Origin of the sequence: Anoxybacillus flavithermus (assembly GCF_002742685.1) — a bacterium.
Taxonomy (GTDB): domain Bacteria; phylum Bacillota; class Bacilli; order Bacillales; family Anoxybacillaceae; genus Anoxybacillus; species Anoxybacillus flavithermus_E.
Window position 1 is genome coordinate 48662 of record NZ_PEDM01000009.1, and the last position, 24022, is coordinate 72683.

Annotated in this window: 26 protein-coding genes and 1 tRNA gene; 3 read left to right on the top strand and 24 right to left on the bottom strand. The window is 38.5% G+C overall.

All coding sequences use genetic code 11. The features are described from left to right. Positions 1-109: 109 nt before the first annotated feature. The 4 genes from arsC to CS060_RS06305 all read right to left on the bottom strand — a co-directional run bounded on the left by arsC (position 110) and on the right by CS060_RS06305 (position 2532). Entirely contained in the window at positions 110-526 is a 417-nt protein-coding gene (gene arsC / locus CS060_RS06290; RefSeq protein ID WP_099668790.1) for an arsenate reductase (thioredoxin), read from the bottom strand. Positions 527-541: 15 nt separating this feature from the next. Next, positions 542-1840: an arsenic transporter gene (locus CS060_RS06295; RefSeq protein WP_035049954.1), complete on the bottom strand. Its 1299-nt coding sequence runs from the start codon at positions 1838-1840 to the stop codon at positions 542-544. Between the two features lie 18 nt (positions 1841-1858). Continuing rightward, positions 1859-2188 carry an ArsR/SmtB family transcription factor gene (locus tag CS060_RS06300; protein ID WP_012575022.1) on the bottom strand — a complete coding sequence of 110 codons (330 nt, stop codon included), beginning with the start codon at positions 2186-2188 and terminating at the stop codon, positions 1859-1861. Positions 2189-2391: 203 nt separating this feature from the next. Then, positions 2392-2532 carry a YrzI family small protein gene (locus CS060_RS06305; protein ID WP_082180316.1) on the bottom strand — a complete coding sequence of 47 codons (141 nt, stop codon included), beginning with the start codon at positions 2530-2532 and terminating at the stop codon, positions 2392-2394. A 450-nt stretch (positions 2533-2982) separates the two neighbouring features. Here CS060_RS06305 and CS060_RS06310 point away from each other — a divergent pair, with 450 nt between their 5' ends. Further along, complete coding sequence (locus tag CS060_RS06310) at positions 2983-3903, top strand: CobW family GTP-binding protein (protein WP_035049955.1); 921 nt, start codon at positions 2983-2985, stop codon at positions 3901-3903. Between the two features lie 13 nt (positions 3904-3916). On the opposite strand, the gene CS060_RS06315 is transcribed toward CS060_RS06310, so the two are convergent. The 19 genes from CS060_RS06315 to CS060_RS06405 form a co-directional block, all read right to left on the bottom strand. Then, entirely contained in the window at positions 3917-4513 is a 597-nt protein-coding gene (locus CS060_RS06315; RefSeq protein WP_035049957.1) for a ribonuclease H1 domain-containing protein, read from the bottom strand. Positions 4514-4585: 72 nt separating this feature from the next. After that, positions 4586-4678, bottom strand: a tRNA-Ser gene (locus CS060_RS06320). A gap of 50 nt (positions 4679-4728) precedes the next feature. Next, positions 4729-5688, bottom strand: a complete 960-nt coding sequence (locus CS060_RS06325) for an MBL fold metallo-hydrolase (protein WP_035049958.1) — start codon at positions 5686-5688, stop codon at positions 4729-4731. Positions 5689-5690: 2 nt separating this feature from the next. Continuing rightward, the gene (locus CS060_RS06330) at positions 5691-6323 is read right to left on the bottom strand and encodes an NUDIX hydrolase (RefSeq protein WP_035049960.1); all 633 of its coding nucleotides are present in this window, start codon (positions 6321-6323) and stop codon (positions 5691-5693) included. Further along, positions 6323-7303 carry a DUF2705 family protein gene (locus CS060_RS06335; protein ID WP_099668791.1) on the bottom strand — a complete coding sequence of 327 codons (981 nt, stop codon included), beginning with the start codon at positions 7301-7303 and terminating at the stop codon, positions 6323-6325. The genes CS060_RS06330 and CS060_RS06335 overlap by 1 nt, the downstream gene beginning before the upstream one ends. After that, a complete protein-coding gene (locus CS060_RS06340) occupies positions 7296-8207 on the bottom strand; it encodes an ABC transporter ATP-binding protein (protein ID WP_035049962.1) in 912 nt (303 codons plus the stop codon). Before CS060_RS06340 ends, CS060_RS06335 begins: the two co-directional genes overlap by 8 nt. Continuing rightward, positions 8207-8998, bottom strand: coding sequence for an SGNH/GDSL hydrolase family protein (locus CS060_RS06345; RefSeq protein WP_035049963.1), 792 nt, complete (start codon positions 8996-8998; stop codon positions 8207-8209). The genes CS060_RS06340 and CS060_RS06345 overlap by 1 nt, the downstream gene beginning before the upstream one ends. Positions 8999-9097: 99 nt before the next feature. Next, positions 9098-10459 (bottom strand): type I glutamate--ammonia ligase, encoded by a 1362-nt coding sequence (glnA, locus tag CS060_RS06350; RefSeq protein ID WP_035049965.1) that lies wholly within the window; start codon positions 10457-10459, stop codon positions 9098-9100. Between the two features lie 418 nt (positions 10460-10877). After that, complete coding sequence (locus tag CS060_RS06355) at positions 10878-11078, bottom strand: cold-shock protein (RefSeq protein WP_003398700.1); 201 nt, start codon at positions 11076-11078, stop codon at positions 10878-10880. Positions 11079-11268: 190 nt separating this feature from the next. After that, positions 11269-11829 carry a thioredoxin family protein gene (locus tag CS060_RS06360; RefSeq protein WP_035049966.1) on the bottom strand — a complete coding sequence of 187 codons (561 nt, stop codon included), beginning with the start codon at positions 11827-11829 and terminating at the stop codon, positions 11269-11271. A gap of 82 nt (positions 11830-11911) precedes the next feature. After that, entirely contained in the window at positions 11912-14377 is a 2466-nt protein-coding gene (locus tag CS060_RS06365; protein ID WP_035049968.1) for a U32 family peptidase, read from the bottom strand. Positions 14378-14589: 212 nt separating this feature from the next. Then, complete coding sequence (locus CS060_RS06370) at positions 14590-15207, bottom strand: hypothetical protein (RefSeq protein WP_099668792.1); 618 nt, start codon at positions 15205-15207, stop codon at positions 14590-14592. A 154-nt stretch (positions 15208-15361) separates the two neighbouring features. Then, positions 15362-15832: a zinc metalloprotease gene (locus tag CS060_RS06375; protein ID WP_035049971.1), complete on the bottom strand. Its 471-nt coding sequence runs from the start codon at positions 15830-15832 to the stop codon at positions 15362-15364. Next, positions 15813-16481, bottom strand: coding sequence for a nitrous oxide reductase accessory protein NosL (locus CS060_RS06380; RefSeq protein ID WP_035049973.1), 669 nt, complete (start codon positions 16479-16481; stop codon positions 15813-15815). Before CS060_RS06380 ends, CS060_RS06375 begins: the two co-directional genes overlap by 20 nt. Positions 16482-16584: 103 nt before the next feature. Then, the gene (locus CS060_RS06385) at positions 16585-16794 is read right to left on the bottom strand and encodes a DUF6501 family protein (RefSeq protein WP_006318546.1); all 210 of its coding nucleotides are present in this window, start codon (positions 16792-16794) and stop codon (positions 16585-16587) included. A gap of 14 nt (positions 16795-16808) precedes the next feature. Continuing rightward, on the bottom strand, positions 16809-17012 hold the full coding sequence (locus tag CS060_RS06390; protein ID WP_035049975.1) for a hypothetical protein: 204 nt from the start codon (positions 17010-17012) through the stop codon (positions 16809-16811). Between the two features lie 112 nt (positions 17013-17124). Then, positions 17125-18333 (bottom strand): threonine ammonia-lyase, encoded by a 1209-nt coding sequence (gene ilvA / locus CS060_RS06395; protein WP_035049981.1) that lies wholly within the window; start codon positions 18331-18333, stop codon positions 17125-17127. 163 nt (positions 18334-18496) lie between these two features. After that, a complete protein-coding gene (locus CS060_RS06400; RefSeq protein ID WP_035049976.1) occupies positions 18497-19393 on the bottom strand; it encodes a manganese catalase family protein in 897 nt (298 codons plus the stop codon). A 15-nt stretch (positions 19394-19408) separates the two neighbouring features. Continuing rightward, positions 19409-19615: a YuzF family protein gene (locus CS060_RS06405; RefSeq protein WP_035049982.1), complete on the bottom strand. Its 207-nt coding sequence runs from the start codon at positions 19613-19615 to the stop codon at positions 19409-19411. A 170-nt stretch (positions 19616-19785) separates the two neighbouring features. Here CS060_RS06405 and CS060_RS06410 point away from each other — a divergent pair, with 170 nt between their 5' ends. Next, complete coding sequence (locus tag CS060_RS06410) at positions 19786-21039, top strand: two-component system sensor histidine kinase NtrB (RefSeq protein ID WP_099668793.1); 1254 nt, start codon at positions 19786-19788, stop codon at positions 21037-21039. A gap of 25 nt (positions 21040-21064) precedes the next feature. On the opposite strand, the gene CS060_RS06415 is transcribed toward CS060_RS06410, so the two are convergent. Further along, positions 21065-22480, bottom strand: coding sequence for an alanine/glycine:cation symporter family protein (locus CS060_RS06415; protein WP_035049978.1), 1416 nt, complete (start codon positions 22478-22480; stop codon positions 21065-21067). Positions 22481-22631: 151 nt separating this feature from the next. On the opposite strand from CS060_RS06415, the gene CS060_RS06420 reads away from it, so the two are divergent. Further along, positions 22632-23990 carry an MATE family efflux transporter gene (locus CS060_RS06420; RefSeq protein WP_035050181.1) on the top strand — a complete coding sequence of 453 codons (1359 nt, stop codon included), beginning with the start codon at positions 22632-22634 and terminating at the stop codon, positions 23988-23990. The last annotated feature ends 32 nt before the right edge of the window (positions 23991-24022 follow it).

Below are 24022 nucleotides of genomic sequence, written 5' to 3' on the forward strand. Positions count from 1 at the left end.
TGTTATGGTCATCCTTTATTCATTGTATGTTCTTTTTTGTCTGAAAACAATATGTTTTCGTTATATTAAGAAAAAAGCGAGGAGAACGTCTTCTCCTCGTCTCTGTTTTTTACTCTCCCGTTTCGGCAAATCGTTTAATTCGTGCACCAATTTCATCGCGGACACGTTGGAAAACAGCCCATTTTTCTTCCTCTGTTCCTTCTGCTTTAGCTGGATCGTCAAATCCCCAATGAACACGTTTGACATGTGGTGGTGTGACTGGACAATGATCTGCCGCATGTCCACATAATGTAACGACTAAATCGGCTCTGTTTAAAATATCTTCATTGATAATGTCTGATGTTTGATTTGAAATATCGATCCCTACTTCTTTCATCGCTTTGACTGCGTTCGGATTTAAACCGTGGGCCTCAATGCCAGCACTATATACTTCCCATTCATCACCGAGATATTTTTTTGCCCATCCTTCTGCCATTTGACTACGGCAAGAGTTCCCAGTACATAAGAAATAAATTACTTTTTTCATCTCAATCGACTCCTTTTAATGAATAATAAGTAACCATATATATAACCCAACGAGAGTAATAAATAACGTTGGGATGGTTAAAATTAAACCATTTTTAAAATAAGTGCCCCACGTGATTTTTACTCCTTTTGTTGAAAGCACATGTAACCAAAGAAGTGTGGCAAGCGAACCGATCGGTGTAATTTTCGGTCCTAAGTCTGAGCCAATCACATTTGCATAAATCAGCGCTTCCCGAATGATTCCCGTCGTATTCGTATCAGCTATCGCTAGCGCATCAATCATGACGGTTGGCATATTATTCATAACAGATGATAAGATAGCTGCGATAAATCCCATGGCAATCGTCGCCATAAACAGCCCTTGATTCGCAGCCGCTTCGATCATATCAGCTAGAATGTTCGTCAATCCGACGTTACGTAATCCGTAGACAACAACATACATCCCGATCGAGAAAAAGACGACAGCCCATGGCGCCCCCTTTAATATTTGTTTCACATGTACAGCCGGACTACGTCTTCCCATCCATAAAAACAATAACGCGACAGCACCAGCAATAAACGAAACAGGGATATTTACAAATTCACCGACAAAATAACCGACTAATAAAACCGCAAGAACGATCCAAGACAATCGAAACATGCGCACGTCTTTAATCGCTTCGTATGGTTGTTTGACATGCGATAAATCATAACGTTTCGGAATGTCTTTTCGAAAATATAAGTAAAGTACCCCGATGCTCGCTGCGAGCGAGAAAAAGTTTGGTACAATCATACGCGATGCGTACTCAGCAAAGCTAATATGGAAGAAGTCCGCAGAGACAATATTGACAAGATTGCTTACAATAAGTGGCAAAGATGTTGTGTCTGCAATAAATCCACTTGCTAAGATGAATGGCAATACGTTACGTTCATCAAACTGCAATGCACGTACCATGGCTAATACGATCGGTGTTAAGATGAGTGCAGCGCCGTCGTTTGCGAAAAACGCTGCCACAAGTGCGCCGAGAATAGAGACGAATATAAACATGTTGATCCCATTTCCTTTAGCCGCACGCGCCATATGTAACGCTGCCCATTCGAAGAAACCAATTTCATCTAAAATTAAAGAAATGATAATGATCGCAATAAAAGCAAGTGTTGCATTCCAAACGATGTTTGTTACATCCATAACATCTTGGAAATCAACGACTCCAACCAGCAACGCTAATAAGGCGCCCCCACAGGCAGACCAACCAATGGATAAATTGCGCGGTTGCCAAATGACAAAAACGAGGGTAACAAGAAAAATCAGTGATGCAAGAATAACGGAAAGCAAAAAACCACTCCTCTCTTTTTATTCACACTGCATACGCATTCCTTTTTCCTCAAGTTGACGAATGTGCTCTTTTGGATCTGGCAAATAAGCAAAAATGCTTTGCATCATTGGATAAAACTCATGTTTTTTATTTAGTGAATAAAACACCCACTGCGCTTTTTTTGATTCTTTCACTAAACCGTTGTCTTTTAATTTTCGTAAATGTTGACTAATGGCTGGTTGGCTCATTTGTAACATGTCAACAAGCTCACATACACAGCAGTCTGTTTCGTTCAATATACTGATAATCATCAGTCTAGTCTTATCGCCTAGTAACTTTAACATATTTGCAACTTCTTCGTGATACATATACCTCCCTCCTTCATCCATTAATCATTATATAATCATATACTTATATGAACAAGTAAAGATTTTGTAAAGAAAAAAGAGCTGATCTATAAGATCAACTCTTGTCGCGTAAAACTAATCGTCATCTACCGTCCAAGTCACATTTGTTTTCGAGCGGTGTTGTTTCATTTTTCATTACCCCTTCAACACGTATTTTTTCCAAATTAAAACAATCGGTACATTGAACATTTTCGATCCATCATCTCTTCTTCAAGTTGATGAATAAGCTGTTCTTGCTTTATTTCTTCAGCCGTCCATATTCGTCGTTGAATAGAAATCGTTAAGAAAAATAAATGAAACTTCATCGCTTACTCACCTCCTTTCAATAAAAAATCCGCAAGAGAAGATCCCTTTGCGGACTGAAAATAAAATCCGCAAGGAACAATACCTTCCTTGCGGCATGTGAGCGCCTATGAAAAGATCAATGATCTTCACACGGGAAGGTTGGACCAGTCTTTCTTTGTTCGATTGTGCAATATGCTACTGTCATTGTCGTCATGGTCCTTCCCTCCTTTTCAAATGATTGGATATAGTAAATTATATACATGATAAGATAAGTTTGTAAATAGATAATAAAAATTTTTCCAAAAAGATTACAAAGATATGTATATGAAAGAAAACAAAAGGTATGCAAGGACAGATGCATCATTTTTTCTCTTTTAAGCAAATTGCCCATCGATGCACGATATATTTTTCTTGTGCTATTTATTACTTTTAACTATGATCAAAAAAGAACATGTAGAAAGGAGAACTTTATGAAACATACAGACTTATACATCTTATCTGGATTTCTCGGAAGTGGTAAAACGACATTATTAAGGCGACTACTACAAAATGAAAAAGAGCGTGGACGGAAAGTGGCTGTGGTAATGAATGAAATCGGTCAAGTATCTATTGATTCACATGCCGTTTCAGAAGATGCTGTGTTAAGCGAATTATTAAGCGGCTGTGTATGTTGCACCATTCAAGATCAATTTGAAGTAGAGCTTTATTCCCTTCTTCAAAAACATGAGCTAGATGTCATTTATATTGAAACTACAGGGGTAGCACATCCTATTGAAGTGCTCGATGCGTGTATGTCGCCATTGTTTGCTGATCGCATTCAAATAGGAGGTATTATTACGACAATCGATGCCGTGCGTTGGATGAATCGTCAACAACTCTCCATTCCCCTACAAATGTTGTTAAAAGAACAAGTTCGTCACGCGGATGTATTAATTGTCAATAAGACAGATATATTACGTCCGGATGAACAAGCGAAATTATCGTTTGAGTTACAAACGATCAACAGCGAACCGCGCACAATTTTCACAACGTTTTCTAACGTGCGAATGGAAGATATTCATTTGTTATCGAAGCGGATGAGAAACGAGCATGAGCGAATGAATATCGAAAGACTACGCATTCAAACATACGTACATACATTTACAAGCCCAATTGATTTAGATGTGTTCGAACAATGGGTAAGACAACTTCCCGATACCATTTACCGCATGAAAGGATTTTTACGCTTTACTCATACAAGTGGGGTTTACTCCTTTCAGTATGCATACGGTACACCGCTTTATATGAAAGAGGAAATGAATGTCCCATTACATTTTGTCATGATCGGTGAACAATTGGATAAACAAAAACTAAAACAACAACTCGAGGACATGCAAAAAGGAGAAGGTTAATATCCCTCTCCTTTTACTTTCGTCCAAAGTCTGCTTTAATTTCTCCCCATTGCTCGGTTTCCCATTTCATAATTTCATTTGTATAATGATGCGTGCGCAACCACGCTTCAGCACGTTCAACAAGTTGCCAGACACGTTCTGTTTCAGCGTTGCGAACGAGCGTTGTATTCGCTTTTTTTCCTTTTACCCATTTTATAGCTGTTGCCGAATCAGAATAAATTGGCAAATTTTTGTTTTGTTTTTGTAACCATGCTAACGCGTGGACAATGGCTAAAAACTCCCCAATGTTATTTGTTCCGATCATCGGTCCAACATGAAACAACTCTTTTCCGGTTTTTGTATGCACTCCTCGATACTCCATCCATCCTGGATTTCCGCTACATGCCGCATCTACGCAAATACTTTCCTCTACATAGTTCGTTGCAAGCACTGTATTTTTTTTCGTTCGGTTTACAAACGGTCCAGATGCAAATGCTTGTTCTGCTTCTTCTTTCGATGAAAATGAGCGATATTTTGCCCCTGGAACGCCAATGACGTACGGTTTACACTCGTCCCAAGAAGAAAAAATGCCTGTTTTCGCTCCTTCCCAAACGACATAATATTTTTTCAAATTGTCACATCCTCGCAATTGAAATAAAGGAACAAAGTTGAAGATTACAAAGAAGGGATAAAAGAGGATATATGGCGGAGGAGGGGGGATTCGAACCCCCGCGGGCTTTGACACCCCTATCGGTTTTCGAGACCGACCCCTTCAGCCGGACTTGGGTACTCCTCCGTATGATGGGGTGCCAAAGAAATTATAGCGAAAACGTGTTTTTTCGTCAATTATCTTTTTTGTTTCTCCATATAGTCAACAAGACCCATTGCACACACTTGTAAATCAAGTTGAAGTATTTTATATACATCTGCATTATCGGGTACTTGCTGTTTGCGCAAAAATGTTTGGATATGATCAAATAAACGATTGGAAACAGCCTCTGTTTTTTCTGTAAACGATTGATTCATTTGCTCATTTACAACCTCATGACCGATTTGTACAAAGAGCGGTAACCAGTAATGAAGTTGATCCCAAACTACTTGTGTATGTGTTGACATACCAAAATGACCAAAATATATTCGCTCTGGACGCAACTTCATAAATCTTTCAATCGATGCGCGCATTGCCTCGGGATCAAATTGATTTGGCGATGTAGACGGCAGGTATAACTCTACACCATACGAAAGCAATTGAGGATAAAAGACACCGGCCGTATCACCTGTAAAAATACCGTTACTTTTTTGATCATAAATAGAGAAATGGTGATTCGCATGTCCTGGTGAATGAAGAAACGTTAATGTACGATTTTTTCCGATTTGTAACGTTTCCCCATCTTCTTTTACAATTAATCGCTCTTCAGGAATGGGAACAATCGGGGCAAATAAAGCATCAAACGATTCACCATAAACGGCTTTTGCCCCTTTAATGAGATGAGATGGATCGATCAAATGGCGCATCCCTTTTGGATGAACAAATACGCGAGCATTTGGACAATGTTTTAATAATAATCCAGCTCCACCAGCATGATCTAAATGAATATGTGTAACGATAATATTTTTTACATCGTGTAAATCAATAGAGAGTGCCTCTAGTCCTTTAAGTAAATGTGGGATAGACGGGCTCGCACTTGTTTCAATAATTGTCACTTCTTCTTCATGAAAAACATACGCTCCTGTTCGTTGGGCAGTTTGTAGATCATATAAATCAATAAGCGAAATGCCAAATCCTAAATCAACATGGTGTTCCATACTTATTCTCCCCTCGTCTGTTCAATAAGTCTAGCGAAATGATAAACAATTTTTGCGGTTAATCCCCAAATGACTTTGTCTTTGTAGTAATAAAAATGTTCTTCGATTTGCCTTGGTCGCCAATTATACTGTCTTCCTCCAGGAATATCGTCAAATGGAAAATCGTCTTCAGGCTTTGGTTCGAATTGAACACGATATATTTGTGGCTTCGTTTCAATAAAAAAAGATAACGGGACGGTAAATACATCTTCCACTTCTTTTTTATTAATTTGCATGTGTGCGTTATTCACAAATGCAACAAACGGATAAATGACCATCCCAAATGGTGAAAGCACATAATCAAGTGGAACGACATGTGTAATATGTTCTTTTTCGATTCCCAACTCTTCACATGTTTCCCGAATGGCTGCTTCTTGTGGACTTTGATCACACGGATCCATTTTTCCACCTGGGAAGCAAATTTCACCGGGCTGTCGACGTAATTGAAATGAACGTACTTCAAATAAGACAAACACGTCATCGTATTGACGGATGAGTGGAAGAAGAACAGCATATGCAGCAAACTTGTCGAAATCCATAATCATTGGTGTTCGTTGTCGTAATGCATCCATTGCCGTATAAATCATTTTTTCCATTAGTAAACATCCCTTTTCGTAAATACGTAAAACGAAACGATTAGTGCACCAAGCGCCCAAATGGCGAGTACAGTCATTGAAAAAGAAAGTGTCATCCCATCAATCGGTGGCGCCATGCCGCTAATATAACTTGTGAGTCGTAAATTCACCATAAACAAATATTTTGCAGACTCCCACGATGATACCATACTTGATAAAATTGCACCTGAAATAAGAGCGGCAAGCATAATTCCCATCACGGCAGCTGTACTACGTATTAATACGGACAACATAAACGTAAGTGTACCCACGACGAGCGAAACAAAAAAAGCGAGCCCGAATTCAATAAGCAAGTATTTCCATTGCGGGATAAGATGAACAGCTGTTGTATTTAATTCTTCGCCTTGAATCGAAAATCCTGTTAAAAGCGGCAAATTCCATCCACCATATCCAAATACAATGCCAGAGATAGCGTATGATAATAGAGCGACAGAAAATACGATAAACGACGTAGATAAAATCATCGCTATATATTTGCTCATTAAAACTTTCCATCGTTTCACAGGACGTGTCAACAGCAGCTTGATTGTTCCGCCGCTTGCTTCTGACGAAACGAGATCAGCTGCAATGACCATAACGAGAAGAGGTAAAAATAACTCAATGGAGTTTTCAATAAACATGCGCATAAATGTTGGAGCCCCCGGTGCCATTGGATTAATATCGTTGTCTAAATAATATTGTTGTTGCTGTAAACGGATTTTAAGAAACTTTTTCCATTCCTCGGAAATTCCTGTTGAGTTTAAGCGGTTCTGTGTGTCGATGATTTGTTGTTGTAGCTGTGTACGCCAATCTGTCGTTCCGATCCGTTCTCGAATCGTTTCGATTTGTTTAAATTGCGCGTATGTAAATAAGCTAACAAGAACAGCAACGATCGCTGCGATAATAAACAGTCGTTTTTTACGAACAATTTTTAACATTTCATTGTATACAAGATTAATCAATCGTTTCCCCTCCCGTTAATTCAATAAATAAGTCTTCTAGTGTTGGAAGCTTTCGTTCAATTCCACTGACATATATCCCTGCTTCAATTAAACGAGCATTGCAACGCGCAATCGTTTCGTTTGATTCATACATTGTCACGAGCGCCCCATCTTTTTCACCAAGCACAGTCGTTTCATTTTGTAGTATTTGTTTTGCTTTATCTACCGGATCAACGCTCCAATATGTCCGAGCTTGTTCTTGTAGCAAATGTTCAACCGTATCAATGCGAATAATCTGCCCTTTAGACATAATCGCCACACGGTCACACATGAGTTGTATTTCACTCAATAAATGCGATGAGACGAGCACACTTAACTGTTCTTTTTCCGCAAGCGAGCGAATAAACTGTCTCATTTCACGAATGCCGACAGGATCTAAACCGTTTGTTGGTTCGTCTAAAATAAGCACCGTCGGTTTTCCAAGTAGCGCTTGCGCAATACCGAGGCGTTGACGCATGCCGAGAGAATACGTACGAACAAGATCATGGATGCGATTTTGTAGACCGACGAGTTCAACCACTTCTTGAATGCGATGAGCTGTAATTTCTGGAACCATTCGTGCGAAGTGTTCAAGATTTTCCCAACCGCTTAAATACGGATAAAGTTCAGGGTTTTCAACGATACACCCTATATGTTGGATCGCTTTTGTAAATTGTTTTTGTAAATCATAGCCGCAAATTGAAATCGTTCCAGATGTCGGTCGAATTAATCCGACGAGCATGCGAATCGTCGTTGTTTTTCCTGCGCCGTTTGGACCTAAGAAACCGAACACTTCCCCTTTTTTTAGCGAAAACGAAAGTCCTTTAATAATTTCCTTTTTTCCAATGGTTTTTCGCACATCTTGCACAACTAACGTCTCTTCCATTACTTTTCTCCTTTCGTTAACGTAATGAGTGAAGCAACACGTTCACCAATTCGCTTATATCCTTCTTTATTAGGATGAAATTTATCTGTATATAAATAGTCGTTTACTTGCAGTTCGAACAAATCATATGTTGGAACGCAAATGATTGATTTATAGTCGGCTGCTACTTCAGATGCTGCATAATTCCAACTACGTACAACGGCAGATGTTTCTTTCCCATTATCTAAATCATTGAACGGATTATATAAAGCAATATAAAATACGGGTGCATCGTTGTTTACTGTGCGAACAAGCTGAAAAATCGTACGTAGCTGCTGGACAAATTTCTCTTTTTCTTTTTCTAATTGCGTAGTGGATAAGTCTCTCAATGCTTCACCACCGCGAAATAAGTCGTTTCCTCCGATCGTCATTAAAATAATGTCAGCTTCTTTTAATTGACGTTGCACTTCTTTTTGTTTCAGTTGGCTAATCAATTGCGCAGATCGTTGCCCTTTAATGGCTAAATTGGTGAATTGGACATGTTGATTTGTCTGCTTTTTTAATTCATCTACAACATAGCCAACATATCCTTTTCCTGTCTCATCTCCCGTCCCGCGCGTTAATGAATCGCCAAGTGCGACAATGGAAAGCGCATCGTTTTTCTTTGTGTTTCCCGTTGTTTGCTTTGGTTGTTTTATTGAGGAAGCTTCGTAAAAAAATTGATCTTGAATAGTGACGATTAAACCGATCGTCCATAGCACTGTTGTTGCGGCACAAATCGTTACAATCATTCCGATGATTCGTTTAGACACAATACCACCCTTTCGTTATGTTCTATGTATCATCATAAACGATTTGTTGTTTAAACACATAATGAAAACATGCAAAAAAGCGAGCACAATCGCTCGCTTTTAAAATTTTGCTTGATAATGTTCAATCTCCCAAGCATGAACAGCTGTCCGATAGCTATCCCATTCGTTCTTTTTCATTGCGATATATTCGTTAAATACATGGTCACCTAATGTATGACGGCCAATCGTTCCGTTTTCTAATTCTTCAATCGCTTTCCCTAAACTACCTGGAAGGTTCTCAATACGAAGCTCTTTACGACGTTCATTCGTCATATGGAAAATATCTTCGTCGATTGGTGCTGGGCAAGTGAGCTCTTTTTCTACTCCATCAAGCCCTGCCTCAGCAATAACTGCAAATGCTAAATACGGATTGGCAGATGGATCTGGACAACGAAGCTCAACGCGTGTTGCCAATCCTCGTTTTGCAGGGATGCGAATTAATGCGGAGCGGTTCGATGCCGACCACGCAATATAACAAGGCGCTTCATATCCTGGGACGAGACGTTTATACGAGTTGACTAATGGATTCGTAATGGCTGCGAAACTTTTTACGTTGTTCAATAAACCAGCAATAAATTGATATGCCGTTTCAGATAATTGATTGTCATCCGCTGGATCAAAAAACGCATTTTCTCCATCTTTAAATAGCGAAATGTTTACGTGCATACCTGAACCGTTAATACCGAAAATCGGTTTTGGCATAAATGTGGCATGCAATCCGTATTTTTTAGCAATCGTTTTTACAACCCATTTATATGTCGTTGCATTGTCAGCGGAACTGAGCGCATCTGCATATTTAAAGTTAATTTCATGTTGACCTTCAGCTACTTCATGATGCGAAGCCTCAATCGTAAATCCCATTGCTTTTAATGCACGATAAATGTCTAAGCGAACTCGTTCCCCGAGATCTTTTGGTGATGGCTCAAAATAGCCGCCGTTATCTTGTGGTGTTGTTGTCGGATTCCCATTTTCATCCGTTTTAAACAAGAAAAACTCTAATTCAGGGCCAACGGAGATCGTATATCCTTTTTGTTTTGCTCGTTCAACTGTTTGTTTCAATACGTTACGTGGATCGCCGTCAAATAACGTTCCGTCTGGATTCATCACAGAGCAAAGAAAACGTGCTTCTGCATACCCCTCTTCTACTGTCCATGGTAGTACTGCAAATGTTTGTAAATCAGGGAGTAAATATAAGTCTGAGCGATTGATTGGAGAAAAACCTTTGATAGAAGATCCATCAAACATTATTTTTCCTTCTAATACATCATCTAGTTGTTCTGCTGTCACTGTGACGTGCTTTAAAACACCTTCAAGATCAACAAATTGTAAATGTAATAGTTCCACATGTTTTTGTTTGATGATTTCTTTAATTTGTTCAAGCGTCGAAGTGTTTGTTTGTTCAGAGACGAGAAGCTCACTCATGTTACATTACCTCACATTCTTATGTATAGTTTTATAACATGAGTTTATTATATGTAATCATTCATCATTTTTCAATAGTTTTTATCAAATTTTCTGTATTTTTATTAAGAAAAGCGCAAAGCGCCCGCCTAGCGGCGAAGAGCGCACAAGCCCCACCGAGGAGGCTGTCGCCGCCACAGTGTGGGGCGGAGCGACTCGAGCCGATGGCGCTTGGAGCTAGACATCAATTCAAAATTTTATACTTTCTTATCTTTTTAAAAAAATACACGCTCATCAAGAGCGTGTTGAACAAACAAAAACGACGGAAACCCTACCTCTCTTCCGTCCTTGCAGCTCCGAAGCTGCGCCAGTGAGAATTTGTTTCGTTGCATATAAAAACGGGATCTCACGAAAAGCGAGATCCCGTACGTTTGACTATTTATGCTTTTTGTACGTTTGCCGCTTGCGGCCCACGGTTGCCATTCACGATGTCAAATGTTACTTTTTCGCCTTCTTCCAACGTTTTGAATCCAGTACCTTGGATCGCTGTGAAGTGAACGAATACGTCTGTACCTCCGTCCGTCTCAATGAATCCAAAACCTTTTTCTGCGTTAAACCATTTTACTTTACCTGTGTTCATGTGAAATTCCTCCAAAACAATTTTAAAAATTGACCACCGTTTCATTACTCATAAAACAAAAGCTACACTTTCGCCAAGTCCTTATAAGATGAACCTGACAAAGGTGCAGCTTATAACGATCATTGATATAACGAACGAAATGGTACTTCTTAAGTATATAGGCTTGAAATAAAAATGTCAAATGTTTTTTTTATTTTTCTTTCCATTTGATGCTGCAACCGATGCTTGGCTTCTGTTCTTTCGGAACAGGTTTCCCTAAAAGCAATGCATCTAAAGCGGTACGAATAGAAGATCCAGTCACTGGGATTCCGTTACTTGGTCGTGAATCATCGAGTTGACCACGGTAAACACATTGTAATGCACCGTTGAATATGTAAAAGTCTGGCGTGCATGCGACTTGATATGCTTTTGCTACTTCTTGTGTTTCATCAAATAAGTATGGAAACGGGTATCCAAGTTGTTCAGCTACCTCTTTCATTTTTTCTGGTGAATCATCTGGATATTTTTCTACATCATTCGAATTAATGGCAATAAATGAAATTCCTTTTGGTTGATAATCGTTGGCGAGACGGACAAGCTCCTCTTGAACATGTTTAACAAATGGGCAATGATTGCAAATGAACATGATTACTGTTGCAATATCCGATTTGACGTCTTCTAACCGAACGATTTGTCCATTGATCACGTTGACAAGTTCAAACGATGGAGCTTTCTCTCCTAGTGGAAACATATTTGATTCGACAGCTGGCATACAAATCACCCTTTCTTTTTTTGTTCATTTACTATTATAGCAAAATGTACAAATCACAAAAAATAAGCGAGCTTGAGCCCGCTTATTTTTTGATTAGCTGTCCTCGTGTAACGCCGAGTTGATTAATAGCTTTTAATGTGCGCCATACGCTTGTACCGCTCCGTTTGCCTTCGAGCGCTTCGCGATATAATGTGATGACTTCTTCTACTTTTTTCGGGGACTCTTCCAAAAACTCGACACGATACGAACGAACACCGAGGGATAAAAAGTGTGGAATATATTCTGCCCCAGATTGTTCAATGGCATTGTACACTGTATTTCGGCAACCGATATCGACACGAACTGGATGAAGCATACCGATACGATCTCGCAAGGAGACACGATGTTTTTCACATGGTCGGCCGCAGTTTGTAAAATCGGTTCCTTCACTTAAAAATGTACAGTATACACAATGTTCAGTGTGAAACATCGGTAAATGTTGATGAATAACAATTTCCATATGTTCGGTTGGTGCTGCCTCAAGTAAATCGATCATTTGTTGAATATTTAAATCGTATGAAGGAGTAATCCGATCAAGTCCCCGAGATAAAAACAACTGTGCAGCCAGATGGTTTGAAATATTAAGTGAAAAATCACCAATTAACGTTTGCTCAACTAATTGACTCGTATAATATTGTACCGCTCCTAAACTACGTACTAAAATGGCATCTGGCTCAGCTTTTAAAATTCCTCTCAAAATTCCATTTTCTCCAGGCATATGAATGCGTGGAGTAGCTAAAGCGATCGGTTTATTCATGGCTCGTGCAATCTGTACAGCTTTTGGATAATCAGTTGTAAATTCGAAATCCGCATACACCATGTCTACATCTGTATCACATGCCGCTTCGACCTGTTCGAGTGTACGACAGAGCGCCATTAAAGAAGAGTTCTCTGCTCGTTGTTTTTGTCGATAAGAAGATGTTACATCAACGGCTTGCTTGATGTATAGCCGCGGACGTTGTCGTTTTTCAATAAGCTGTTCAACGGCTTGTCTTCTTATTCGGTTTAATTCTTTAACCGGAAGAATAACATTGTCTGCCATATGCATATAAACGTCTTGTAATTCAAAAATTGTTCCGCCTAATCTCCCGAATTGTTCTTTTATAAAATCTAATGTGAGCGGACGCTTTTGTGCAACATCTAACATTTGCTCAGATTGAATGATGACTTCATTGCCTGTCGTTTCATCGCGCCATGTTGAGATGAGCGGTTTTCTTGCTTCACCGTACACATGCACAGTTAGCGGAAACAACTGATATGGTCGCTCGATTTCAAATGTTTTACGCAAACGACGATCGAGTTCTTGGTCACTCGTTTTCCAAATACGATCTCCTACACGTACGCGCGTTAAATTAACGTCATGTCGGCCAGGGACAATTTCAACAAGACCTTTTTCGACTTCCCCTTCGACTTTTTTTCCATGTTTTCGTAAGTCATACACGCGACCGCCTTCTTCTTTTTCTTCTGGGCGGCCTGCATCAAATACGATGCCATCCCCACGTTTTAACGGGGCTTCCAGTTCACATAAAACACCGTCTTTTAATACTTTTTTGACCGTTCCAAGAAATACACCACGGCTTTTCGGGAATGTTCCGTCAACAAGCTGTTTGTTGTTCGTTCCTTTTAAAAAGCCGTGTGTAAATCCTCGACTAAAGCTTTGTTGTAGTTCGCGTATTTCTTCTTTTGAAGGGTTATAATAACGCCCTGCTAAATATTCATCAATAGCTTTTCGGTATTTGCTGACAACATTCGCTACATATTCTGGGGATTTTAATCGACCTTCGATTTTAAACGTGCTCACTCCCGCCTCAATGAGCTCCGGAACGAGATCAAGAGCAGCTAAATCTTTTGGTGAAAGTAAATAAGCAATGTTCCCCATTTCTTTTTGTTCGCCATCAACGATTAAATCGTATGGCAGACGACACGCTTGTGCGCATTCTCCACGATTGGCTGAACGCCCACCCCACATTTCTGATGTTAAACATTGTCCTGAATATGATACACAAAGTGCTCCATGAACAAAAACTTCTAACGGAACATTCGTTTTCTCAGCAATTTTTTGGATGTGTGTTAAATTATTTTCACGACCGAGCACCACCACTTCCAAGTTATAAGGCTTCAAAAACTCGACCGCTTCCGGCGATGTAACAGTCATTTGTGTTGATCCGTGAATCGGAAAATCAGGCGACAAATCGCGGATGAGTTTCACAAGTCCTAAATCTTGGACGATCAGTGCATCTACTCCTGCATCTATACATGCTTCAACGAGCTGCTTTGCTTCTTTGAGTTCATTTTCAAAAACTAAAATATTAAAAGTGACATATCCACGAACATTGTATTTATGCAAATAAGCCATCACATCATTTAATTCTTCCATACGAAAGTTTTTCGCCCGTACACGTGCATTATATTTATCTACACCAAAATAAACGGCGTCTGCTCCATTGGCAACAGCGGCACGAAGACAATCCCAATCTCCCGCTGGCGCTAACAGTTCAATTTTTCTCACAGCTAGTCAACCTCTCTATTTTTTATCGTGAACAACACTATATTACCGAATATAAGTGGCTTTTGCCAACAAAGAAAAAGACCTGAACGTACAGGTCTTTTAGTCAACTACCCTCACTTAGCTAACACTTGAAGTGGAGGTCTCCTCGCCAAAGACGATGAATAAATGGGGGAACAAGATGTTTTGAAAAGAACTGAATGTCAAAATCTGAATTACTTTAAATTAAATTTTTTCATTAATTCCTCTTTAAATTTATAATTCTTTGCTTCTTGAGGCACGCCAACTTTTTCGCCATCATTACCAGGAATATCAATGTTGTGTTTACCCTCATTGACAACAGAAATTACGTACAGGTCATCGTATTTAAAATCGGGCACAAGAAGCAGCATGTAGCTATGGTTTTTATCCATGTTTCGGTAGTTATTAATTGAAAATTTAGTCTTTCCGGGCATAATACCATTATCGTAAACGTAGCTTGGTTCAGCTACCTTGATAATATCCCCAGCTTTATAATCGTGAGTAGTTCTATTTTCAAGGACCTTATTTATTTTAAACTGAGTAATTGTATACGCATCTACTGTAAACCCTCTTTCATCGAATGTTACGAAGTTCTCACTTTCAATTGGTTTTCCAGTGACAACAAGTTGAGAAAAGGTAATGATTTCATCTACTGTGTTAAAGGATACTTGTTTAGCATGAATAGTTGATAAACTTACTTTTTTATCAGCCGACATATACCATAGACTTGAGCCGAGAGAAATAAAACCTAACAGAGCTATTGAAACAATGATAATCTTATTTTTTTTCATATTCGTAATATCTCCTTTCATCTGGCTCTTCACCAAAAGTTGTACTTGATTTTTTCATAATATGCCCTACTTATGTTTCCAAGGAAAAACCAGCAAACTAGTATTTTTGCATATACTTGTTTAGAGAAGTGTATCATTTGTCAAGTACATGTTGTGGTGATGAACCTTTCATCTATTAATTTCCCCATTTTTGTTTTAGATGGTCTTTATCCGTCTGTTGAGGGGATCCGTATGTTGTTAGTTCATACTCCTTCATTACAGAGGCACCTGAATTGTCATTATGTCTCAAGCTTAGTGCGTATCCAAATTCGTGAATAATAACGTCAGTTGATTCAGCAGAAGTTAGTGTGTTCATTTGAGGTGTATTGAGTCGAATTCTTGAACGATCCCTTGCATCCTCCGGATTTACTTGACGCCATCCGAAAAAGCCATACGTCCAATAATCTGCGGTAGCATAAACGGTTGAGCCTGAGATAGTTCCTGCATAAACAACAATGCTATAATATGTAGGCTCAGAAGTGACTTGTGAAATAGCAACCTTTGAAGAAATGTTATTCCAATTTATATCTAACAATACGTTAATTGTAGTTTTCAAAAAATTAAAAAGCCGCCCAAAAGGCAGCTTTTTAATTATGGCTGTGTCCATCGTTGTTCATATTTCCATCTTGATGACCATCTTGTTGCATATTGTCGCCATGACCGTGACCTTGTTCATCATTTTTGTTTTGCATCATTTGTTTCTTTTTCATATAACGCTCATGAGCAATTTGATCAACATCTTCCCAAGATACGATCGTTGCATTTGGTTGTTCGCTTACAAACTTTTCAGCATCTTCTTTCTTTGCAAAAAACGCATATCCGTAGTTCATCGGTGTTTTAATGTCTGCTTTCACTACTGTCGCATTTTGTAATTCAATCCATTCGAATGTGTTGTAATCGCGTACATATTTTTTTGCAGCTTCACCGTGATCGCGTTCGTAGTTAAATAAACACCCGATGTCATCAAAAAACAAGACGTCACCGTTTTCTGTCACAGATTTCGCTGTGAATTTGCCGAGTTCATTTTCTTTTGGATATACTTTCATGTTACAAAACACACATACAGTGTTTTCATCGGGTTCAGCCATTGCTGCTTTCGCGAATACATCTTCTTCATTTGATTGTTCTTTGTTTTGTTCTGTTTGTTTTTCCTCTGCTTGTTTTGTTTCTTCTTGTTTATCCTCCGCTTGATTGTTGTTGCACCCTGCTAGAGCGAAGAAAAGTGCACAGATCAACAGTACGATCCATTTTTTCATCACTAACGATCCCCCTCATTTTCATTCAATCCGTAAGTCAGTATAGTACACATTTGTGAAATTTATTTGAGAAGGTTGTGTAGAAAATGAAAAAAAAGCGGCATTACACCGCTTTTTCTGTAAAATAATGCTTATAATATCCACCGACTTTACCACGGTTATCAATAATAAAATAAAAATCATCTGTTTCATTTTTTACTTCATATTCTTTGCCTGGTGTTAATACGTTATGTACAATGTATTTTTCTGCGTTCGTATGGTTACATACAACTGTTTTGATCGTTGGACGCTCATGCCAGTTTAAATGAATCATCATTAATTCCTCCTTCAAGAACCTTTATATTTGTTTAAAACTTTAGCGAGTTCATGTAGCGCTTGTAATACTGCTAAATGTTTATCATTTCCGCTAGCTTGTGCTGTGGCCACATCTTTAAATTTCGCATGCGCTTCGTATGATCCGTTTTTTCTATACACGTCTACTCGCACGGTTCCCCGTGGATGCGGAACGATAAAAAATTCCATTTTTTTCATTTCTCTCCCCACCTTTAAATCAAGCGTTTATTTAATTTAATAATAGTAGAAAATACGTTAGTTTGAAAGCATTGTTTTACGTAGAGAGAAAAAAGATAGACGATTCACATTTTTAGTCAAGACGGCGAATGGTGTAACCAGATTCGATTAACACATGTTGAATTTGATCAATATGCTCCCCATTTTTTGTTTCAAGGGAGAATCGAACTTCTGCTTGCCCTGGAAGAACGTTTGTGCCCATTCGTTGATGATCAATGGACATGACATTGGCTTCTAAATCGGCGATAATGCGCAACAATTTATTGAGTTGTCCCGGTTTATCCGAAATAACTGTTGCAAATGTAACAAAGCGCCCTGACTCAACGAGTCCTCGTTCAATGATGCGGGAAATGAGTGTAACATCGACATTCCCCCCACTTAAAATGGCGACAATATTTTTCCCTTCAAGTGGGATTTTTTTGTACAATAAAGCTGCTAGTGAGCAAGCTGCCGAACCTTCAACAAGCAATTTATTTCGCTCGAGCAAATATAACATCGTCCGTGAAATATCGGTTTCTTCAACACAAACAATATCATCGACATATTTTTGTATGTATGAAAAAGTTAAATCTCCAATTCGTTTTACAGCGATGCCATCTGCAATGGTATTTGATGGGTTAATGATAATCGGTTGATTATGTTTTTTCGCTGCTGTCGTGCTCGCGCAAGCAGTCGATTCAACACCATATACACGGATAGATGGGTTTTTTTGTTTCATTGCAATAGCTATACCCGCAAGCAAACCACCTCCTCCAACCGGACAAATCACTGCGTCAATATCATCTAGTTGTTCGAATAATTCTAGTCCGATTGTACCTTGGCCAGCGATCACAGCTGGATCATCAAAGGGGTGAACAAATGTTGCTCCTGTTTCTTGCTGTAACTTTCGAGCATACTCCAACGATTCATCAAATACGTCCCCGTGTAAAATGACGTTTGCCCCATAACTTTGTGTCGCTTGAATTTTACTTAATGGCGCTCCCTTAGGCATGACAATTGTGCATGGGATACCGATCATATTGCTTGAATAAGCAACTCCTTGAGCATGATTTCCCGCCGAAGCAGCAATAACCCCTCGACTTTTTTCTTCATCACTTAATGACATAATTTTGTTATACGATCCTCGCACTTTAAATGAGCCTGTTTTCTGTAAATTTTCTAATTTCATGTATACTTGATTATTCGATAAGCGACTAAATGTTTGAGAAAATTCAAGAGGAGTTTTATGAACAACAGTTTTCATTCGTTGTTGAGCTTCTTCAATATGTCGTAGTGAGATCAATGGTTTCATCCTCCTTTGTGTCTTCTTTATTATATGTTATTTTTAACTAGGCAATCAATTCTCTATATTATTGTTTTTTTATTTTACATTGATTATTTAGAACATAGTTCAATTAATAAAAATGTAAAAGAAAAAGCTATGCACTCGGCACAGCTTGTTATTGTTACAGTCCTGCAGATCGTTGGAGACGTTTAGCTATTTCAAGAAAATCTTCGTATGAAATACCTGGTGCAAATGTTTCTTCTACTGCCTCTAAGTCCGGGATTGGTGCTCCAGCCGGCGTTCCTTGAATAACCTCAAGTTGTCCTCCATCAATCGGGTGTGTTCCTTTCCAAATTTGCTTTACGTCTTGATAATCATGTTCGCTAAATGTATACAATTTTCTATGCCAACCTTGTGCTTCATACTTCCTTGCTGCGTCAAATTTATCATTGCTTAAATTAGGGATTGGTAACATTTTTGTTATGTCAACCCCTGTAACAATTTGAAGAGCTTTGGCATATGCGATGACGTGAACCCCTCCTCGTACAAGCAAATAACCTATCATTTCTCGCGCAACAGGATGATCGGTCATCTCGTATACACGCATTTTATGTGTACGTGCACCACATTCTAAGAAAAAATTGTGTAGCAAGTCTAAAACTAAGTTTCCGCTATTGAAGACGTAATCTCCTGACCACGATTTCCCCATTGAATCTCCAGGCAGCGCTGTTTGCGCTGTAGCGATAAAATGATACGTATTTCGTTGATCTGCTCCATTTTGCATTGGTGTCACATCGGGCGCACCTTCATATGTCGTGCCTGTTAGACATAAATTAATGGCCGTTGTTACAAGTTCTACATGACCTAGTTCTTCTGCTGTAATGCTCGCCACTAGATCGTAAAAAGGCTTCAGTTTTTTCTTTTCCCGAAAGTTAAATGACTGAAATAAATAATTGTTTAACGTTGACATTTCTCCAAATTTCCCACCGAGCAACTCTTGGACTGCTGCTGCTGCCTTTGCATCTGCATACGTGGATTTCGGTAGTTCAATTTGTAGTTTGTTGATTCTTGTAAACATTTAGTCTCCCCCCTTTTATTTCGGCATAATCCAAACGATTTGCTGTATACGCACAAAAAAGAGGGTGTCGTTACTTTTCAACACAATATGATCAGGCTTTACGTCTTGAATTGTACCGTGTGCATTTCCTCGCACTGTTTCAATCACTACTTCTTTTCCTCTAATCGTTTGTAACGTTTGATAAACATAAGGGTCAATGAAAGACATAAACTGAGGTGTCATGTTCTCTCCCCTTTCTTGTTTTTTCTTTTTCATCTTATTCATTTCTATTTTTGTTTATCACATTTTTCATTTAGAACATAGTTTTATAAAATTCTATTTACATACTAGTCGACTCATTCATTTTGCGTTAAACTTCATCATAGAAATAGTGAAAATGAGGAGTTAGAATGATGGAAAACTACAAACAACTAAAACGAAAAATAAATGAACTTGAGGAAGAACTAAAATTGTACAAACGTTTTGTTGAACACGTTAATTTTCCGTTTTCATACGTCGATTATCAACTTGGAAAAGTAATAAATAAGGAAAGAAATGCACTTTCCCTAACGGTCGAAACAGTAAAAAAGAATAACAACGCATCATCAACCCTAAAATGGAATATTGATTTACAAAAAGATTATCCGTTTGAACAAGTGGAACAATTTTTAGCCCCTATTTTTGATCTTGTTTCTCATCATATTGTTTTTGTTGATGCTGAAGGAATCATTACATTATGCAACTTGCAAGCGGCAAACGATATTGGGGTAAACCGAGATGAGATTATCGGAAAACATATTCGTGAATTATTGAATATCCCTGATGAACAAATTATGACGTTAAAAACATTGCAGACAAAACAGCCACTTTATAATTGTGAAGTGCTTGATCGCTATTACGGCATCGTCAATACACGCATTTTATATAACGAAGATGGATCGATTAAACGTGTCATTAGTATGTTTCAGTCCCTTAATCAGATGAAAGAAGCAGAAAAACTGGCGATCGCTGGGCGAATTGCCGCAGGAATTGCTCACGAAATTCGAAATCCATTAACAACTGTGCGAGGATATTTGCAGTTCTTAAGAGAACAATTGCCTGAACATATTGTTACTCTTATTGATCAACTTTTAATCCCTGAACTCGATCGAGCAAATGATATTATTACAGACTTTTTAAACATCGCCAAACCAAATGAAGCGAAAGCAGAATGGATTGAAGTAAATCACTTCATCCAAAATGATGTAGACCTTTTACTAAAAAGCGAAGCACTTCTTCATAATGTAGAACTTTCATATCGTTTAGATGAAAAATTACAACATTATGCTGTTTATATCGATAAAAACCAGCTGTTACAAGTGCTCATTAACTTATTTCGCAATGCGATTGAGGCGAAAACAGAAAAATCGTTACACGTAAATATTGAAACAAAATTGCACAATAATCTCGTTCAAATTTATGTGCGTGATAATGGGCCTGGGATTCCTCCTACAATTATCCATCACGTATTTGATCCATTTTTCTCGACAAAATCAACGGGAACCGGTCTTGGTTTATCTTTGTCACGAAAAATTGTTGAACTTCATAAAGGATCGATGCGTGTGCAAAGTGAATTCGGTCACGGCGCATGTTTTATTATTGAGCTACCAGCTTATTCAAAAAAATGAGGCTGCAATCATGCAGCCTCATTTTTTACGCTTCTTTTTTCCAATTGATTTGTTCTTCTTTCCAACACTCTACTTCATGATCGATACCGATATTCCGCGCGTAAAATACAGGGTTTTTTCCTTGTTTTCGTTGCGACATATAGTCTTGTAATGCACCAAAGGCAACTCGACCGAGCAGGAAAATCGAAATTAAATTCACAATCACCATAAATGCCATAAATAAATCAGCCAAGTCCCATACGATTTGAATGCTCGATACAGCTCCCCAAATGACCATTGCTAATACAGCAAGGCGATAGATGAACAACGACATTTTGCTTGAACGAATAAATTCAATATTTGTTTCACCATAATAGTAGTTTCCGATAATCGAGCTGTATGCGAATAAAAATACACTTATTGCAACAAATCCTTTCGCCCACTCACCAATATGTGTGCTTAACGCTGTTTGTGTTAAAGTAATTCCATCGAGCCCTTCTTTCATATAATCGCCTGATAATAAAATCATAAATGCTGTCGCACTACACACAACTAATGTGTCAACAAATACACCTAATGTTTGAATTAACCCTTGTTTTACAGGATGAGAAACTTCTGCTGTTGCTGCAGCGTTTGGCGCACTACCCATTCCAGCCTCATTCGAGAATAAGCCTCGTTTAATTCCCATCATGATCGCTGCACCGAATCCGCCACCGACTGCTTGTTCAATACCAAATGCATGTTTAAAAATTAAAATCAATACTGCCGGTAATTGTGTAATGTTTGTGAATACAACATAAAACGCAATCAATAAGTATAAACCAGCCATTACTGGAACAATGATAGACGATGCCTTTGCAACACGATGTACCCCGCCAAAAATAATAAATGCTGTCAAAATAGTAAGTATAATCCCAACTAATGTTCGATCCATTTGAAAGGCATGTTCGAACGCAAATGTAATCGTATTTGCTTGAACAGAGTTAAATACAAGACCGAATGAAAACGTAATTAAAACAGCAAACAATATACCAAGCCAACGTTTCTTGAGCCCTTGCTCGATATAATACGCTGGGCCTCCACGATAACCGTTTTTATCTTTTATTTTATAAATTTGGGCAAGTGTGCTTTCTACAAAACTTGATGCACCGCCGATCAAAGCGATTAGCCACATCCAAAATACCGCACCAGGTCCGCCAACAGAAATGGCTAACGCTACACCGGCTAAGTTACCTGTTCCAACGCGAGACGCTGTACTCATAAAAAACGCTTGTAACGACGAAATCCCACCTGTTTTTTCCGGACCTTCTGTAATGACACGGAACATTTCACCGAAATAACGAAATTGGACAAATTTTGTACGGAATGTAAAGTACAAGCCGAAGATAATTAAAAGAGCGATAAGAACATACGACCATAATATGTTGTTTAAAAATGATACAGCCGTTTGTAATAATTGCATATTCGTCACCTCACCTGATGTTTTAATAAAAAACGACTTTTTTAATGTAACAAAACTTAACATGAAAAGCAAGAGGGTTATCTACGAATATATATAAATGGTATGTTATAATATATTTTGTCGACATTTTTGCATGCATTTGGAGGAACCGATGAAAGAAACATATACAGTAAAAGAAAAAATAGGACAATTTTTACATATACTATTTCCGATTTTTTTCACGCAAATAAGCTTATATATGATGAACTTTTTTGATGTGACGATGACGGGAAAATATAGTGCTGTTGATTTAGCTGGTGTAGCCATCGGGTCAAACATTTGGGTTGCTATATTTACGGGAATTGGGGGGATCTTGACAGGTTTAACACCAATCGTCTCTCAAGCGTTTGGAGCAAAAAAACACGAACATATTTCTAAAACAATTGAGCAAGCGGTATACGTAGCGATCGTCTTTGCCTGCTTTGTGTTGACAATCATTTATTTTCTCGTTCCTATTTTACTAGAAAATATGTATATTGAAAGCAATGTTGAAACCGTTGCCTATCAATATTTACGAGCATTATGTATTGGCGTTGTCCCAATCTTTATTTATTACGTTCTCCGCTCCTTTATGGATGCTCTCGGTCAAACAAAAGTTACAATGACGTTAACACTATGCTCATTACCATTAAATATTTTATTGAATGATATGCTTATTTTTGGACGATGGGGCATCCCAGCACTTGGTGGAGTCGGTGCAGGATATGCTACGAGTATAACGTATTGGTGCTTATTGATATGCGCATTTTTGCTTGTTCGTTTCCGTACACCTTTTTCCACATACAATATACTAAAAAAACTTAGCCCCATTTCGCTATCGATTTGGAAACAATTAATTTTGATCGGTACACCTATTGGACTATCAATTTTTTTTGAGACAAGCATTTTTTCGGCTGTCACCTTGTTAATGAGTGAATTCGGAACAACGGCAATCGCTGCCCATCAAGCAGCGATGAATTTTGCTTCACTTTTATACATGATTCCATTGAGCATTTCTCTCACTTTAACGATTATTGTCGGCTTTGAAGTGGGAGCCAATCGATGGGAGCATGCAAAACGTTATTGCATGGTTGGCATTACTTTCGCCGTTACGATGGCTATTGTTGCCTCTATCGTTCTATTGTTATTTCGTGAAACAATCGCTTCCCTATATACGAATGATAAACATGTTTTACAATGGACGAAACAGTTTTTGTTATATGTTTTATTTTTCCAATTATCCGATGCTGTTGCCGCTCCTATTCAAGGCGCACTACGCGGATACAAAGACGTTCGCTTTCCATTTTTTATTGCGCTCATATCATATTGGTTAGTCGGTTTACCTGTTGGATATATACTATCCCGTTATACAACCGCTGGACCGTTTGGATATTGGATAGGTTTAATTGCAGGTCTGGCTTCTGGTGCCATTTTATTATTTATACGTTTACGACAAAAATGGAAACATAATCGAGTAGGAGGAGGTGATTAACCTCCGTCCTCTCACACCACCGTACGTACGGT